The following is a 15,328-nucleotide window of genomic DNA, read 5'->3' on the forward strand; positions in this document are numbered from 1 at the left end:
GAACCCTGTGACTTTAGTCATGGGAGGTTCAGTCAGAGAGGATTTCTCTTGAATTTTGGATAGAGACGTTTGAAAAGTATGGATATACTATGACTAAGGAAATCTATACATCAGTTATGGGAAGAAATCGTAAAGGGATAATAGAAGGTCTTACAAATATATACGATAGCTCTGTACCAATAATAGATTTATATGATGAAAAAACTAAAAATATGATTGAATTTATGGATAGGGAGGGAGCTCCTATTAAATTAGGAGTCAATGAACTAATCTCTTTTTTAAAGGAAAATGGATACAAAATGGCTGTTGCAACGTCAACAAAGAGAGAAAGAGCAGTAAAGAGATTAGCTAAGGCAAATTTAAAAGATTACTTTGATGCTATAGTTTGTGGAGATGATGTTGTAAACTCTAAACCAAATCCTGAGATATTCTTAAAAGCAGCTAAAAAGATAAATATTAATCCAAAAAATTGTATTGTTATAGAGGATTCGCCTATGGGAGTTGAAGCTGCATACAATGGTGGTATAAGGTGTATAAATGTACCAGATTTAAAAGAACCAGATGAGCAAATTAAATCACAATCACATAAAATACTTGAGAATTTATTAGAGGTTAGAGAATACCTAAAAAGTTTGAACTCTAAAGAGTGTCACAATCTATAATATAAAATATTAATCAAATAAATCTAATATAATTTCTTTGATTTAGAATAAATCCATGAATATGAGAAAAAATAAGTATAAACAACTAGGAGGAATATTCATGGATAATGTAGGTTCTCTATTATATTTTTTATTTAATTTTTTCTTATATGGTTTTATAGGTTGGATAATTGAAAATTTATATAGTTATTATAAACAAGGTCATTTTCAAGAAGATGGATTTTTAAATGGACCATTTAAACCAATGTATGCAATTGCAATGTCGATTGTAATAGAGGTCTCAAGGTTTATTGACCCAAATAATATATTTGCATTGCTTTTATTATGTCTAGTAGTACCAACTGTAGTAGAGTATATTACAGGAATACTTATGAAAGTATATTTTAATAAGGTCTATTGGGATTATTCAGATTATAAGTACAATAGTAGAGGTATAGTATGTCTAAAGTTTTCTATATATTGGACTATATTGACTTTTATTGGAGTCAGATATTTTCAAGTATATATAGTTGATACTTTATATAGTCTTATAATGCCTTACTGGCCAATTATTGTAACTATATTGTTAGTAGCATTGTTTGTAGATGAAATTTTTACTATAAAGTTTTTGAGAGGAAATAAAGATATAGTAGAAAGATAACTTTAAAAATATAGGTTGAATTTATATTGCAGTTAAAAGAAAGCTATGTTAAAATGGTGAAATCATTTAAAAGTAGCTTTCTTTTTTATTTGATAAAATTATTTTGAAAAATGGTGATAAGTTGTAAAGTTTTCTATTAAAATTAAAATAAAGTGTAGAAAATGAGGAGTGATTTATGGTGGATAAAATAAGATTTGGTATTATTGGAACAAGCAATATAGCAAATATATTTCTAAGAGCTGCATCTAGGGTTAAAGAATTTGAATTAGTTGCTGTATATTCTAGAAATTTAGAAAAAGCTAGAGAATTTGGAGCTTTACATGGAGCAAGTATTTTTTTCGATGATTTAGAACAAATGGCTAAATCGAATGATATAGATGCTGTATATATAGCTTCTCCAAATGCAATACATTCAAAGCAAGCCATTACTTGCTTAAAACACAAAAAACATGTGCTTTGTGAAAAATCGTTAGCATCTAATTTAAAAGAAGTAAAATTAATGATAAAAACAGCTAGAGAGAATAATGTATTACTTATGGAAGCTATGAGGATTACATGTGTTCCAAACTTTAGAGCAGTTAAAGAAAACTTGTATAAAATAGGGAAAATAAGAAGGTTCTTTGGAAGCTATTGTCAATATTCTTCAAGATATGATAAATATAAAAATGGAATTATAGAAAATGCCTTTAAAAAAGAATTGTCAAATGGTGCATTGATGGATATAGGAGTGTATTGTATACATCCTATGGTAAATTTATTTGGAGCCCCAAAGTCAGTAAAGGCAATTTCTCATATACTTCAAACTGGAGTTGATGGAGAAGGTTCAGCTATATTTCAATACGATAACATGGATGCAATAATTCAGTATTCTAAAATAGCTGATTCTTATATACCATCTGAAATACAAGGAGAAGAGGGAAGTATAATAATTGAAAAACTTAATCTATTTGAAAAAGCTATTATTAAATATAGAGATGGAAGAGAAGAAGATATATCCATTTCAAAAGAAAAAGCAGAGGAAAAGCCTAGAGAAGTAGAAGGAATGTATTATGAACTTGTAGAGTTTATAAGCCTTATAAATAACAATAAAATAGAGTCGAATATAAATTCTCATGAAAATTCAATAATAGTAATGGAAATTATGGATGAGATAAGAAGGCAAAGTAATATTGTTTATCCAGCTGATAGTATATAATTTATCTTATAAAATATATACTAATGTATAATATATATTTCTAAATAAATTTAATTTTAAATTAAGTTAAAATGTATACATAATTAAGTATTAAAATGTCAAATTATAAGTATTAAAAAGTAATAAAAAGAAAGTTATCTTTTAGCACTTTTTTATCTTTTTTTACAATTTTGTAACAGTATAAAAAAAAGTTTTGACGATTTTATTACAATTTTGTAGTTGAATATATATATCAAAACTAATATGATTAATAATAACATAAAATTGAAAATTTTTAGAGGAGAGAAAATATGAGAAAATTGATATACTTTATTACACCGTTTATAATAGGCGTAGTATTTTTATTTGGACTAGACAAATTTCTTGATTCTAAAACTGATGAACTTTTGAGGGAGAAAAATCTACTTCCAATTATGGATGATACTTTAAGTGATATAAAAGATAAAGGTGTTACAGCAAATAATCATTTTTTAAGAGAAAAAGATATTATGATTTTGGGGTCATCAGAACTTAGTAATTCAACAAAACAACATCCAAAGTACTATTTTAATACGAATAGGAGTAAAAATAAGGTATTTGCAATTGGGACAGCCTATACTCAGACATTACAAGATGCTGCGATATTAGGAAGTATGAATCCTAATATTGATGATAAGAAGGTGGTCTTGTTAATTTCTATGCAATGGTTTATGGAGAAAGATGGAGTCACAAGTCACCATTATCAGTCTAGATTTTCACCAATACAATTTTATCGATTTTTAGATAATCCAAAAATATCTAAACAAAATAAGATTGAATATGCAAAAAAATCAAGTAAGTTATTGTGGAAAAGTGACGAGTATAAAGCAGAAGCATTATATGCTAAGTTATATGAGCCTAAGACATTGTCTGAAAAAGCTGAGAAGGTACTTTTAGAGCCTTATTTTCAAGGACGAAAGTATTGTATAGGTCTAAAAGAAAAGGGTATACTTTATAAACGATTAATTAAGCTAGATAAAAAAAGAAAAGAAAAAAGAAAAAGACCAATAAACTGGTCTTATGAGAGAAAGAAAGCTATTGAAGATGCTAAAAAAAGAGTTGGTAGAAATCCACTAAATATTGATAAATATTATTATAAAAAACATTTTAAAGATGGTTTAGATCAATATAAAGGAAGAGATAAAGATGTAAATCTATTGACTTCTAAGGAATTTGAAAGTTATAAACTTATGTTAAATGTATGTACTGACTTAGGTATTAAGCCAGTTGTTGTATTAATCCCAAGTATGGATAAATTCTATGATTTGACTGGTATATCTGAACAAGAAAGAATTCAATACTATGATAAAGCACAAAACATAGCAGAAAGCAAAGGCTTTAAAGTTCTAAACCTTAGGGATAAAGGGTCAGATAAATATTATTTAAGAGATGTAATGCATCTTGGTACGAAAGGATGGGTAGATGTTTGTGAGAGATTATTTAAAATATTTAAAGAGCAATAAGGATTTGGCAACTAGTATTTGTTTAACTATGGTTATAATATTGGCGATAGGGGTTCTAACATTTACTCCATTTAAAGAATTGCCATTTATTTATAACGGATTTTAAAGGAGTATTCTTATATGAAAATTATTGAAGGAATAAAAAAATATTCAAATACAAATAGAGTAGCACTAATGTGTAATGGAGATAAACTTTCTTATAAAGATTTAAATGAGTATTCAGATGCTATATCAGTATATTTAAAAGATTTATATAAAGAAGAAGATACTCCTATAGTAATTTATGGTAATAAAGAAAATATGATAATGGCATGTATGATAGGAGCTTTAAAATCAGGTAGAGCATATGTACCTCTTGATATTAGTTTTCCACTTGATAGAGTTTTTGAAGTTACTAAAGAGATAAAACCCAAGGTATTATTTAATTTTAGTAATGAAAAAGATTTTGGAGATATAAATGTAATTGATATGGATAAACTGAAGGACATAATAAATGAATATAAGGGAAAAGTATTACATAAAGAAAACTGGGTAAAAGATGATGAAAATGCATATATATTATTTACCTCAGGAAGTACAGGAAAACCAAAAGGAGTTCAAATAAGTTCAAATAATTTGGATAGCTTTTCGGATTGGATAAGCACATATCTAAATATAGATGGAAGTGAAAAAGTAATAATGAATCAAGCAGCATATTCTTTTGACCTTTCAGTTACAACAATATATCCTGGTCTTATTCATGGAGCTACATTATTTTCAATATCAAAAGATGTACTAGCAGATTATAAAGAATTATTTAGACAATTTAGTATGTCAGATATAGCTGTATGGGTATCAACTCCTTCTTTTGCAGGTGTATGTGTAACAGAAAAAGAGTTCAATAGTGAAATGCTTCCTAAGCTTGAGTCAATGATATTCATAGGAGAAGCACTTTCAAAAAATCTTACTAAAGAACTTATGAGTAGATTTCCAAATACAAGAATTATCAATGGATATGGACCAACTGAAGCTACTGTTGGTGTAAGTGTAAACGATATGACTCAGGAAGCTATAGATGATAAAAAGAGTCTTCCAGTTGGGTATCCTATGTCAAATTGTAAAATAAAAATACTTGATGAAGATGGAAACGAACTTAAGGAAAATGAAAAAGGTGAGATTATAATAATTGGACCATCAGTTTCTAAAGGGTACTTTAATAATAAAGAAAAGACTGATGAAGTATTTTTCTACGATGAAATAGATGGTGTAAAGTGGAGAGCTTATAAAACTGGAGATATGGGATATCTTTTAGATGGAAATATATACTACTGTGGAAGGAAAGATTTTCAGATTAAATTAAATGGATTTAGAATTGAAATAGAAGATATAGAAAATAACTTGAGAAAAGTACATAATGTAAAAAATGCAGTAGTTTTACCAATATATAAGGACGAAAAAATTGCTTATTTAAAAGGTATTGTTGAGTTAAATGAAAAGAATGATTTAAGTAATATTAAAAATGGGATGATAATAAAAAAGGAACTGGGAAAATATATACCTTCATATATGATTCCAAGAAATATTTCAATAATCTCTGAGTTTCCAACAAATATCAATGGCAAAATAGACAGAAAGAAACTTATGGAGGAAATTTAATGATTTTTTCACAGTACGGAGATTATTTTTATCTTTATATATTATTATTAACATCAATACCAGCAGTGATTTTAGGTCTAATGGGCAAGAATATAAAGTATTATGGCATGTTGGCAAGTTTATTTATGATATTCTTAATAGTAGGAATAGATGTTCAACTAAAATACTTGGTGATATTTATTATTCTTGAAGTAATAATAGTTAAAGGATATGAATATGTAAGAAGAAAAACTAAAAATAAATATATATATTGGGGCTTTTTGTTTGCATCAATGCTTCCAATAATAATCAATAAAATATCTCCAGTTACTTCTTTTGGGATGATTGGATTTATTGGAATATCATACTTAAATTTCAGAGCTATACAGATGGTTATTGAAATTTATGATGGTTCTATAAAAGAGGTTAAGATTTCAAGGATGCTTTACTTTATGTTATTTTTTCCAACATTAAGTTCTGGTCCTATTGATAGATCAAGAAGATTTGAACAAGATTTGGAAAAACAAATCTCTAGAAAAGAGTATCTAGAAGAGTACTTACTGGCAGGAATAAAAAATATTGTCATGGGAGTAGGTTATAAGTTTGTTATAGCATTTTTGATAAATACATATTGGGTATCAATAACACCTAAAGATATGAGTTTTATAAATATTTTAAGTTATATGTATGCATATAGCTTGTACCTGTTCTTTGATTTTGCAGGATATAGCTTATTTGCTATAGGTACAGGATATATATTTGGAATAAAAGTACCTATAAATTTTGACAAGCCATTTATCAGTAAAGATATGAAGGAATTCTGGACAAGATGGCATATAAGTCTTTCAAGATGGTTTGGAGATTATATTTTTTCTAGATTTGTTATGTCATCAATGAGAAAGAAAAGATTTAAGAAAAGAACTACTGCTGCTCATGTAGCTCAGATGATAACCATGATAACAATGGGATTTTGGCATGGACTAACTTGGTATTACGTTGCTTATGGAGTATATCAAGGATTGGCACTTGTTTTAACTGATATATATCAGAGAAAATCTAAATTTTATAAAAAACATAAAAAAGAAAAATGGTTCGAGAGAGTTCAAATTTTCATTACATTCCATGTTGTATGTTTTGGATTACTGATATTCTCAGGTTATTTAGCTTAATTTTAAGGAGGCAAATTTATGCAAGAAACAGTTATAGAAATATTTGAAGATGTATTAGGTACTGATGAGATAAGAGAAGATTTAGACCTTAACTTATTTGAGACAGAGCTTTTAGACTCATTAGCTATAATTGAAGTTTTACTTGAAATTGAAAATAGACTAGGAATAGAGCTTCAACCAACTGATTTAGAGAGAAAAGATATGTCTAGTGTAAATAATTTAGTAAAATTCTTGGAAACAAGAAAATAAATTATTAATTAGGTTTTAAATATTAATTTTTAAAATAAAGTTTGACAAAGTCCATCTGGTATTAATATTTGATGGACTTTTTTATATTAGATAATATTTTAATGTTATTTTAAATTGAATTCTAATTAAGTAAAAAGATTTAATATAAATATGATTTAATAAATAAAGGTATTATTGTAATATTATAGGAGCAAAATATATTATTATATTTAGGAGGAAGATTAATGTCTTTAAATTCGATAGATAGAAAAAAAGAAATACTGAAATTATTGGATTCAAAAGGTAAGGTAAATACTAAAGAGTTAGTAAAAAGACTAGAAGTATCATCAGAAACAATAAGAAGATATTTGGAAGAATTAGAAAATGAAAATAAATTAAAAAAGGTATATGGTGGTGCTATAAAAATAAATTATGGTGTGATTGAACCAGAACATATAAAGAGAAATAGTACTAATTTAGATAAAAAGCAAAGTATTGCTAAATATGCAGCTAAGTTTGTGAATGACAATGAGTCAATCGTCATAGATGAAGGTACTACCAATTTGCAAATTGTAGATTACATAGTATCTATAAAGAATTTAAAGATTATTACAAATTCTTATCCAGTTCTATCAAAATTGATTTCTTATGAAAATCAAGACTTATTTGATGGAGAAGTTATATTTATTGGTGGAAAAGTAAATTTAAAACATCAAAGGACAGCATGTCCAATGTCAATAGATACCATGAAAAATTTATATGTAGATAAGGCTTTTATATCTAGTGAAGGTATACTTGATAGCTTTGGAATTAGTAGTATAGACCAAAATAAAGCGTTGTTATCAGAAGCATATATAAAAAATTCAAAAGAAAGCTTTGTATTGTGTGATAGTTCTAAAATAGGAATTGTTAGTATGTATAAGATAGTAGACTTAGAAGAATTGGATTTTGTCATTTGTGATGTAGAGCTCCCAATTGAATGGAAAGATAAGTTAAATGAGATAAATACAACATGGATAGAAGCAAAATAAACACTATAATTTTATATAGTACAACTGGGCTTAATACAACCAAGTTCATAGAATATAGTCAGTTCATAGATTAAGATTAGAAAGTAAATTTTAGATTGTAATTTAGAGTTTTGTGGAAATTTGATATAAAATAAAAAAACAACTAGAAACAATTAAAAACAACTAAAAACAGAAATTTAATATATATTTAACCTAAATATGATGTATAATTAACATATGAAAGTTATACTTTAGAAGTAAAAACAATTAAAAACACAAAAATTCTAAAAAGAATCTATGGAGGCTATGAAGATGAAAAAGATATATGGAGAAAAAATAAAGGCAGTAGTATTTGATTGGGCTGGAACAACGGTAGATTATGGATGCTTTGCACCTCTTAATGTATTTATAGAGATATTTAAAAGAAGAGGTATAGATGTAACAATGGAAGAAGCAAGGAAACCTATGGGAAAATTAAAGATAGACCATATAAGAGAAATGTGTGAAATAGATAGAATAAAAAATCTTTGGTCAGAGAAGTTTGGAAAAATACCAACTGAAGAAGATGTAAATGAGCTTTATGCTGAATTTGAGCCAATGCTATTTGAAACATTAGAAGAGTATACAACTCCAATTCCTCATGTTGTTGAAACTATTGAAAAATTAAGAAAAAATGGATTAAAAATAGGTTCTACAACAGGTTATACAAGAGAGATGATGAACATAGTTGAACCAAATGCAGCAAAGAAAGGATACTCACCAGATTTTCTTGTAACACCATCAGAGGTATCTCAAGGAAGACCATATCCTTGGATGTGTTATAAAAATGCTGAAGCTCTAGGGATATCTCCTATGAGTTCTATGGTAAAAGTAGGAGACACAATAAGTGATGTAAAAGAAGGTATAAATGCAGGAATGTGGAGTGTTGCTGTGATAAAGGGTTCAAGTGAATTAGGTCTTACACAAGAAGAAGTAGAGAACATGGATGAGGAAACCTTAAAAACTAAGATGAGTGAAGTTTCAAAGAAATTTAAAGAAGCAGGAGCACATTTTGTAATAGAAACTATGGCTGAACTAGAAGATGTCTTAGTAAAAATAGAGAATGAAACTATTAAATCAGACTTTGTACCAGAAAATGATTACATATTACTTACACCAGGACCATTATCTACTACTAAATCGGTAAGAGCATCTATGTTAAAAGATTGGTGTACTTGGGATGTGGAATATAATGACTTAGTACAAGATGTTAGAAGAAGACTAGTGTCTCTAGGAACAAAGAATACAGATAAGTATACAAGTGTATTAATGCAAGGAAGTGGGACTTTCTCAGTTGAAGCTACAATAGGAAGTACTATTCCAGAGGATGGTAAACTTCTTGTAATTGCAAACGGAGCATATGGAAAGAGAATGAAAGATATATGTAATTATCTTAATATAGAATTTGTTGATTGTACATTTAAAGATATAGAAGCAGTTGATTTAAATGTAGTAGAAAATTTATTAAAAGAAAACAAAGATATAACACATATGTCAATGGTTCACTGTGAAACTACTACAGGTAGATTGAATCCTATACAAGAGATAGGTAAACTTGCAAAAGAATATAATAAAATTTATATTGTTGATGCTATGAGTAGTTTTGGAGGAATCGAGATTGATGTTGAAGATTTTAATATAGACTTTTTAGTTAGTAGTTCTAACAAATGTATACAAGGAGTACCTGGATTTGGTTTTATAATAGCTAATAAAGAAGAATTATCTAAATGTAAAGGCATAGCTAAATCATTATCTCTTGATGTGTATGCACAATGGGAAACTATGGAGAAAAATAATGGTAAATGGAGATTTACTTCACCAACACATGTTGTAAGAGCTTTTTATCAAGCTTTATTGGAGTTAGAAGAAGAAGGCTCTGTTAAAAAAAGATATGCTAGATACAAAGAAAATCAGTTTACAATATCTTCAAGATTAAAATCTTTAGGGTTTGATACATTGGTGAATGATGATGCTCAATCACCTGTAATAACAACTTTCTTATATCCTAAAAATGCAAAGTTTGAATTTATGGAATTCTATACTTATTTAAAAGAGAATGGATTTGTTATCTATCCAGGTAAATTGACTGATATAGATACATTTAGAATAGGTAGCATAGGCGAAGTTTATTCTACTGATATGGAGAGATTAGCTGATGTAATAGAAAAATTTATCAATATGTAGAAGAATATAGTGGTTTGTAGATTACTATAGAATTTAAAGATTTATATTTTAAAAGTTTATATAACAAATATATATAAAGATTGAGTAATAGGGATATGCTTTACTTAAACTACAATCTAAGAAAGTTAGACTTATAGTTTAGATAAAGTATTTTCCCTATTATTTTTTTTGTTTATTTATAGAAACCAAATTATGGTTGTTTTATTAAGTATTATTATCATACTTGACAACGTAACAATGTTTTGTTATATTAAGTTTAAGGATAAAATACGTTAAAGAAAGGATATCATTATGAATGAAGAATTAAGTTCACTAAGATTTGATGGAGTTGGAAAATGTAAAGGTGGAATTTTTGATAATGTTGATATAGCAGGAACAGGAAAGATAGAAGGAAGTGTAAAATGTAGTAAATTTGATTCTTCTGGTTCAGCAAAAGTGATTGGAACAACAGAATGTAATGAATTTTTTACATCAGGTTTAAGTAAAGTAGAAGGAAATATATTGGCATCAAAAGTTGATATATCGGGGCTTCTTAGATGTACAGGAGATATTAATTCTATTGAAATTGATACTAGTGGAATTATCAATGTAGAAGGAAGTATAAAGTCAGATATTATTCATGGAGAAGGATATTTAAAAGCCAGTAATAATATAGATTGTGAAAATATCGATTTAAGTGGAATTTTGGATTGTAATGGATTTTTAAATTGTGAAGAGATTAATATTAGTTTGAATGGAATTTCTAATTTTAACGAAGTTGGAGCAAGTAGTATAAATATAAAAAAGGGGCGTAGAGATTATTGCAAAAAATTTCGCATGCTGGAAAAAAAGCATATCAACTTTGAAAAGGTATCTTCAAATTTAATAAGTTTGGGTCTATTATCAATTAGAAAGTATACAGAAAGTAAATTGTTTGCAAATATTATAGAAGCAGATGAAATAAGTTTAGAAAATAGTGAAATCAAAGTGGTAAGAGGAAAAAATGTTAAAATAGGTAAAGGTTGTTATGTAGAAAGTTTGGAGTACAGTGAAAGTATAGAGATTGATGAAGATTCAATAGTTGGTGAAATAAAGAATATAAATGAAAAAGTAAAATTAAAGAAGGATAAGTAATAAGTAAGTTTAAAAATAAAATTTAAAATGAGGTAATAATATGGAAAAAGGGTCTATAAAAATACTTGGAGAAGGCTTTGTAAGTAGTGGTGAGTATGAAAGTATAAAAATTGTGGGAAGTGCTAAATCAAAAGGAAATATCAAAAGTGATGAAGTAAAAGTACTTGGAGATGCAAAATTTGAAGGTGACATCAATATAAAAAATTTTGTTGTTAACGGAAAAGCTGTTATAAGAGGCAATCTTAAAGCAGAGCGTGTAAGAGTGAATGGACAACTTAACATAGATGGAGATGCAGAAATAGATGACTTGGTTATAACTGCTCAACAGAAAGTTGATGGTAAACTGAAATGTAATAATGTTACAATAAGAGGACAATTAAGTGTAAATGAAAATATGTATGCACAAAATATAAAAATCTATGGAGAAATGAGAAATAAATCAAATATAGAATGTGAAGATATAAAGGTATATGGAGTGATAGAGTGTGATGGTCTTTTAAATGGAGAAAATATATATGTTTATTCAGGAGGAGGTTCTTATTGTAAAGAGATAGGAGCAACTAATATAAAAATAGGAAGAAGTAAAGATGTTTTTTCATTAGTTAAAATTATTAATATTTTTTCAGGAAAGTTTAAATGCGATTTGATAGAGGGAGATACTATTGAATTAGAAGATGCATCAATAAAAGATATACGAGGTAAAAGCGTATCTTTAGTAGATAATTGTGATGTTGGAAATATTGAATACAGTGATAATTTATCAATTTCAGATAATTCTACTGTAAAAAACAGTATAAAGGTGGGCTAGAAGAGTTATGGAAGAATTAATATCTAAGAAAGATTTATTGAGCAAAACCAATATATCTTATGGGCAATTATATAGATGGAAAAGAAAAAACATAATACCAGAAGAATGGTTTATAAAAAAATCAGCCTTTACAGGTCAAGAGACTTTCTTTCCAAGAGATAAAATACTAGAAAGAATAGAACTAATATTGTCTATGAAAGAAGAGACTTCTCTTGATGATATTGCAAATATGTTTATGAAAAAAGATATTAATAAAGAATTTGATATTGATTTTATTCTTAGTAAAGAGGTTATATGTAACTATACAAAAGAAATATTTCAAAACTTATATAATAAAGAGCAGAGTATAGGTAAAAAAGAACTACTTATATTGAGTATAATAGAGAAATTTTTAGTTAAATCTACAATAACTTTTGAAGAGTTAAAATTGATAGTGAATATAATCGAAGAAAACTTTACATCAATATATAATGAAAATGGAAAAATCTATTTGTTTAGAAAGTTTGGAGTTCCATTTGTAGTAGGATGTCTAGATTATAAAAAAGTAAAGTTTGAAAGAGATGTAGTTAAGATTATTGAGATTGATTTAATGAAAGAAATAAATGATATAAGTATAAGGTTATCGTAATGGACTATATTATATAAATTTGTTACGATGAAGTACTTAAAATACACTTTATTTATATTATTAGGGTTAAAGATGAGATTTTAGATAAATATATAAAAGTTAAAGATAGATTTAGATAAGTTATAGGTATTGAGGAATAATAAAATGAACCATAATGAATTACTATAAATTATATCCAAAATATATTTTATATTTATAGTAATTTTTATGGTTCATTTTACGGTTATTAAGATAATACTGTATTTATAAAAATATTTAATATAAATATAATAAATTGTTTAAATACAATGATTACTTTAATTTATTCAAATAATGAGTTTTTAAAATCTAAGAAATATCCTTGTGGATGAAGACATACAGGACAAGCTTTTGGAGCTTCTTTACCTACATGTATATGCCCACAATGTGTACATATCCATTGTATATCTTCATTTCTTCTGAATAAAGTACCTTCTTCTAAATCAGTAGCATATCTACCAAATCTATCACCATGAACTTTTTCTATTTCAGCTATATTTTCAAATAACTTAGCTATAGCTTCAAATCCTTCTTCACGTGCTGTCTTTCCAAAGTTTTTATATACATCATCCCATTCTTGAAGTTCATTATGTTGTGCAGCTTTAAGATGTTGTGATGTTTTATCATATAAATCTACAGGATATGCCCCAGATATACTTATATTTTCACCAGCAAATTCTTTTAGTTTAGTAAAGAATTGTTTTGCATGTGATTTTTCTTGGTCAGCAGTGTAATTGAATAAAGATTCTATTATATATAATCCTTCTTTTTTTGCTACAGACGCAGAAATATTATATCTATTTCTAGCTTGACTCTCACCTGCAAAAGCTCTTAATAAATTTTCTTTAGTTTTACTATCTTTTAAATTCATATTCTACCTCTCTATCATAATAAATTTTTACAATATTTGATTCTTTTTATTTATTATTCCAATAGGAGATATAATTATGCTCAATTTAGTCAGCATTTTTAAAATTGTCATTGATTTTTTTTAAAATTCTAAGAAATTCTTGTTTCTCATTTTCTGTAATATTATGATATGCTGTCTCTTTAACTTGTGTTGAGATACTATTAAATGTATCTTCTATAAGTAAGGCCTTTTTTGTAAGTTTTATATACGTGATACGTTTGTCATTGCTACATTTTTGTCTTTCTATATACCCTAGATTTATGAGCTTGTTAACCAACACTGTAACAGTGGATTTATCCTTTCCTATTTTAGTTGCAATTTCCTTCATTGTAAGTATTCCATTATTTTCATAAAGTGCAGTTAAAATATTTCCATGAGTAGGTATCAATTCATCTAAACCATTTTTACTAAGTTTATTTTCAATGAATTTAACCATATTAGCCTTTGTTTTACTTATGAAATATATAATATATTTATCTTCCATAAATTATTCTCCAATCTTTAATCTATTTAAATTAGTTTGACATAAAACTATTTATAAACTATAATTAGTTTAACATAAAACTAAATGTATTGGGAGGAAATTTATGAATAAAAAATTTAAATCACTATATATTACAGAAGAAGAAGGAAGTTTTAGAAGAAATGTAGTTGAAAGAGAAATAGACACATTACCAGAAGGCGAAGTTTTAATAAAAGTAAAATACTCTTCTCTAAATTATAAAGATGCACTTTCTGCAAACGGTAATAAGGGTGTTACTAGAAAGTATCCTCACACACCAGGAATTGATGCATCTGGTATAGTAGAAGCTAGTAGTTGTGATGATTTTAAAATTGGAGAAGAAGTTTTAGTAACAGGTTATGACTTGGGAATGAATACTTCTGGTGGTTTTTCAGAATATATAAGAGTTCCTTCTAGTTGGGTAGTTAGACTTCCAAAAAATCTTTCACTAAAAGAAGCAATGGATTATGGTACAGCAGGATTTACAGCAGCTTTATCTGTGTACAAATTTATAAATTCTGTAGACAAGGATATGGGAGATGTATTAGTTACTGGTGGTACTGGAGGAGTTGCTGTAATTGCAACTAAAATATTGATTAAATTAGGTTATTCAGTTGTAGTTTCAACAGGAAAACTCGAAGAACAAAAAGAAGTATTACTAAATTTAGGTGTTAAAGATGTTATACATAGGTCAGAAGTGGATGATAATTCAGGTAGACCTCTACTTAGACCAAGATGGGCTGGAGTAATAGATACAGTAGGGGGAAATACTTTGTCAACAGCAATAAAGACAACTAATTATTGTGGAGCAGTGACAACTTGTGGTAATGCAGGAGGAGTTGATTTTACAAGTTCAGTATATCCATTTATCTTAAAGGGAATTACTTTATATGGTATAGATTCTGTAGAATGCCCAATGAACTTAAGATTAAAAATATGGGATTTATTATCAAATGAATGGAAATTGGACGATTTAGATGATATGGTAAGCGTAGTATCATTAGAGGATTTAAATAACAGTATAGATTTAATAATGGCAGGAAAGCATGTAGGAAGAACAGTAGTTGATTTAGAAAAAATATAGTTGATTAAATTTACAACTAGAAATTTAGATTATTAGGCAAAAA

Annotated in this window: 15 protein-coding genes; 13 read left to right on the top strand and 2 right to left on the bottom strand. The window is 27.2% G+C overall.

Translation table 11 applies throughout. The annotated features are described in order from the left end of the window. Positions 1 to 41: 41 nt before the first annotated feature. The 12 genes from KGF39_RS12760 (at position 42) to KGF39_RS12815 (ending at position 12,771) form a co-directional block, all read left to right on the top strand. Complete coding sequence (locus KGF39_RS12760; protein WP_227822615.1) at positions 42 to 662, top strand: HAD family hydrolase; 621 nt, start codon at positions 42 to 44, stop codon at positions 660 to 662. A gap of 100 nt (positions 663 to 762) precedes the next feature. Further along, the gene (locus KGF39_RS12765) at positions 763 to 1,302 is read left to right on the top strand and encodes a putative ABC transporter permease (RefSeq protein WP_227822591.1); all 540 of its coding nucleotides are present in this window, start codon (positions 763 to 765) and stop codon (positions 1,300 to 1,302) included. Between the two features lie 175 nt (positions 1,303 to 1,477). Beyond that, positions 1,478 to 2,497, top strand: a complete 1,020-nt coding sequence (locus tag KGF39_RS12770) for a Gfo/Idh/MocA family protein (protein WP_054274828.1) — start codon at positions 1,478 to 1,480, stop codon at positions 2,495 to 2,497. A 290-nt stretch (positions 2,498 to 2,787) separates the two neighbouring features. Continuing rightward, positions 2,788 to 3,978: a D-alanyl-lipoteichoic acid biosynthesis protein DltD gene (gene dltD, locus KGF39_RS12775; RefSeq protein WP_227822592.1), complete on the top strand. Its 1,191-nt coding sequence runs from the start codon at positions 2,788 to 2,790 to the stop codon at positions 3,976 to 3,978. 120 nt (positions 3,979 to 4,098) lie between these two features. Next, positions 4,099 to 5,613: a D-alanine--poly(phosphoribitol) ligase gene (locus tag KGF39_RS12780; protein ID WP_227822593.1), complete on the top strand. Its 1,515-nt coding sequence runs from the start codon at positions 4,099 to 4,101 to the stop codon at positions 5,611 to 5,613. Continuing rightward, positions 5,613 to 6,761: a D-alanyl-lipoteichoic acid biosynthesis protein DltB gene (gene dltB / locus KGF39_RS12785; RefSeq protein ID WP_227822594.1), complete on the top strand. Its 1,149-nt coding sequence runs from the start codon at positions 5,613 to 5,615 to the stop codon at positions 6,759 to 6,761. Before KGF39_RS12780 ends, dltB begins: the two co-directional genes overlap by 1 nt. Positions 6,762 to 6,779: 18 nt before the next feature. After that, positions 6,780 to 7,010 carry a D-alanine--poly(phosphoribitol) ligase subunit 2 gene (gene dltC, locus KGF39_RS12790; protein ID WP_054274824.1) on the top strand — a complete coding sequence of 77 codons (231 nt, stop codon included), beginning with the start codon at positions 6,780 to 6,782 and terminating at the stop codon, positions 7,008 to 7,010. Positions 7,011 to 7,234: 224 nt separating this feature from the next. Next, on the top strand, positions 7,235 to 8,020 hold the full coding sequence (locus tag KGF39_RS12795; protein WP_227822595.1) for a DeoR/GlpR family DNA-binding transcription regulator: 786 nt from the start codon (positions 7,235 to 7,237) through the stop codon (positions 8,018 to 8,020). A 291-nt stretch (positions 8,021 to 8,311) separates the two neighbouring features. Further along, complete coding sequence (phnW, locus tag KGF39_RS20085; protein WP_227822596.1) at positions 8,312 to 10,222, top strand: 2-aminoethylphosphonate--pyruvate transaminase; 1,911 nt, start codon at positions 8,312 to 8,314, stop codon at positions 10,220 to 10,222. Between the two features lie 291 nt (positions 10,223 to 10,513). Then, on the top strand, positions 10,514 to 11,335 hold the full coding sequence (locus KGF39_RS12805; protein WP_227822597.1) for a hypothetical protein: 822 nt from the start codon (positions 10,514 to 10,516) through the stop codon (positions 11,333 to 11,335). A gap of 40 nt (positions 11,336 to 11,375) precedes the next feature. After that, positions 11,376 to 12,143, top strand: a complete 768-nt coding sequence (locus tag KGF39_RS12810) for a polymer-forming cytoskeletal protein (protein ID WP_227822598.1) — start codon at positions 11,376 to 11,378, stop codon at positions 12,141 to 12,143. A 7-nt stretch (positions 12,144 to 12,150) separates the two neighbouring features. Continuing rightward, positions 12,151 to 12,771: a YhbD family protein gene (locus KGF39_RS12815; RefSeq protein ID WP_227822599.1), complete on the top strand. Its 621-nt coding sequence runs from the start codon at positions 12,151 to 12,153 to the stop codon at positions 12,769 to 12,771. Positions 12,772 to 13,072: 301 nt separating this feature from the next. Here the strand turns inward: KGF39_RS12815 and rbr are convergent, their stop codons facing one another. Both rbr and KGF39_RS12825 read right to left on the bottom strand, forming a co-directional pair. Further along, positions 13,073 to 13,660 carry a rubrerythrin gene (gene rbr / locus KGF39_RS12820; protein ID WP_227822600.1) on the bottom strand — a complete coding sequence of 196 codons (588 nt, stop codon included), beginning with the start codon at positions 13,658 to 13,660 and terminating at the stop codon, positions 13,073 to 13,075. An 85-nt stretch (positions 13,661 to 13,745) separates the two neighbouring features. Beyond that, positions 13,746 to 14,183 (bottom strand): MarR family winged helix-turn-helix transcriptional regulator, encoded by a 438-nt coding sequence (locus KGF39_RS12825; RefSeq protein ID WP_054274818.1) that lies wholly within the window; start codon positions 14,181 to 14,183, stop codon positions 13,746 to 13,748. A gap of 103 nt (positions 14,184 to 14,286) precedes the next feature. On the opposite strand from KGF39_RS12825, the gene KGF39_RS12830 reads away from it, so the two are divergent. Next, a complete protein-coding gene (locus KGF39_RS12830; RefSeq protein WP_227822601.1) occupies positions 14,287 to 15,285 on the top strand; it encodes a YhdH/YhfP family quinone oxidoreductase in 999 nt (332 codons plus the stop codon). Positions 15,286 to 15,328 lie beyond the last annotated feature (43 nt).

Source organism: Clostridioides sp. ZZV14-6345 (assembly GCF_020657775.1).
Lineage (GTDB): Bacteria > Bacillota > Clostridia > Peptostreptococcales > Peptostreptococcaceae > Clostridioides > Clostridioides difficile_D.

Bases quoted from the DNA above. Each gene is read 5' to 3' on its own strand.
- KGF39_RS12765 (WP_227822591.1), top strand. From the start codon at position 763: ATGGATAATGTAGGTTCTCTATTATATTTTTTATTTAATTTTTTCTTA.
- KGF39_RS12770 (WP_054274828.1), top strand. From the start codon at position 1,478: ATGGTGGATAAAATAAGATTTGGTATTATTGGAACAAGCAATATAGCA.
- dltD (WP_227822592.1), top strand. From the start codon at position 2,788: ATGAGAAAATTGATATACTTTATTACACCGTTTATAATAGGCGTAGTA.
- KGF39_RS12780 (WP_227822593.1), top strand. From the start codon at position 4,099: ATGAAAATTATTGAAGGAATAAAAAAATATTCAAATACAAATAGAGTA.
- dltB (WP_227822594.1), top strand. From the start codon at position 5,613: ATGATTTTTTCACAGTACGGAGATTATTTTTATCTTTATATATTATTA.
- dltC (WP_054274824.1), top strand. From the start codon at position 6,780: ATGCAAGAAACAGTTATAGAAATATTTGAAGATGTATTAGGTACTGAT.
- KGF39_RS12795 (WP_227822595.1), top strand. From the start codon at position 7,235: ATGTCTTTAAATTCGATAGATAGAAAAAAAGAAATACTGAAATTATTG.
- phnW (WP_227822596.1), top strand. From the start codon at position 8,312: ATGAAAAAGATATATGGAGAAAAAATAAAGGCAGTAGTATTTGATTGG.
- KGF39_RS12805 (WP_227822597.1), top strand. From the start codon at position 10,514: ATGAATGAAGAATTAAGTTCACTAAGATTTGATGGAGTTGGAAAATGT.
- KGF39_RS12810 (WP_227822598.1), top strand. From the start codon at position 11,376: ATGGAAAAAGGGTCTATAAAAATACTTGGAGAAGGCTTTGTAAGTAGT.
- KGF39_RS12815 (WP_227822599.1), top strand. From the start codon at position 12,151: ATGGAAGAATTAATATCTAAGAAAGATTTATTGAGCAAAACCAATATA.
- rbr (WP_227822600.1), bottom strand. From the start codon at position 13,660: ATGAATTTAAAAGATAGTAAAACTAAAGAAAATTTATTAAGAGCTTTT.
- KGF39_RS12825 (WP_054274818.1), bottom strand. From the start codon at position 14,183: ATGGAAGATAAATATATTATATATTTCATAAGTAAAACAAAGGCTAAT.
- KGF39_RS12830 (WP_227822601.1), top strand. From the start codon at position 14,287: ATGAATAAAAAATTTAAATCACTATATATTACAGAAGAAGAAGGAAGT.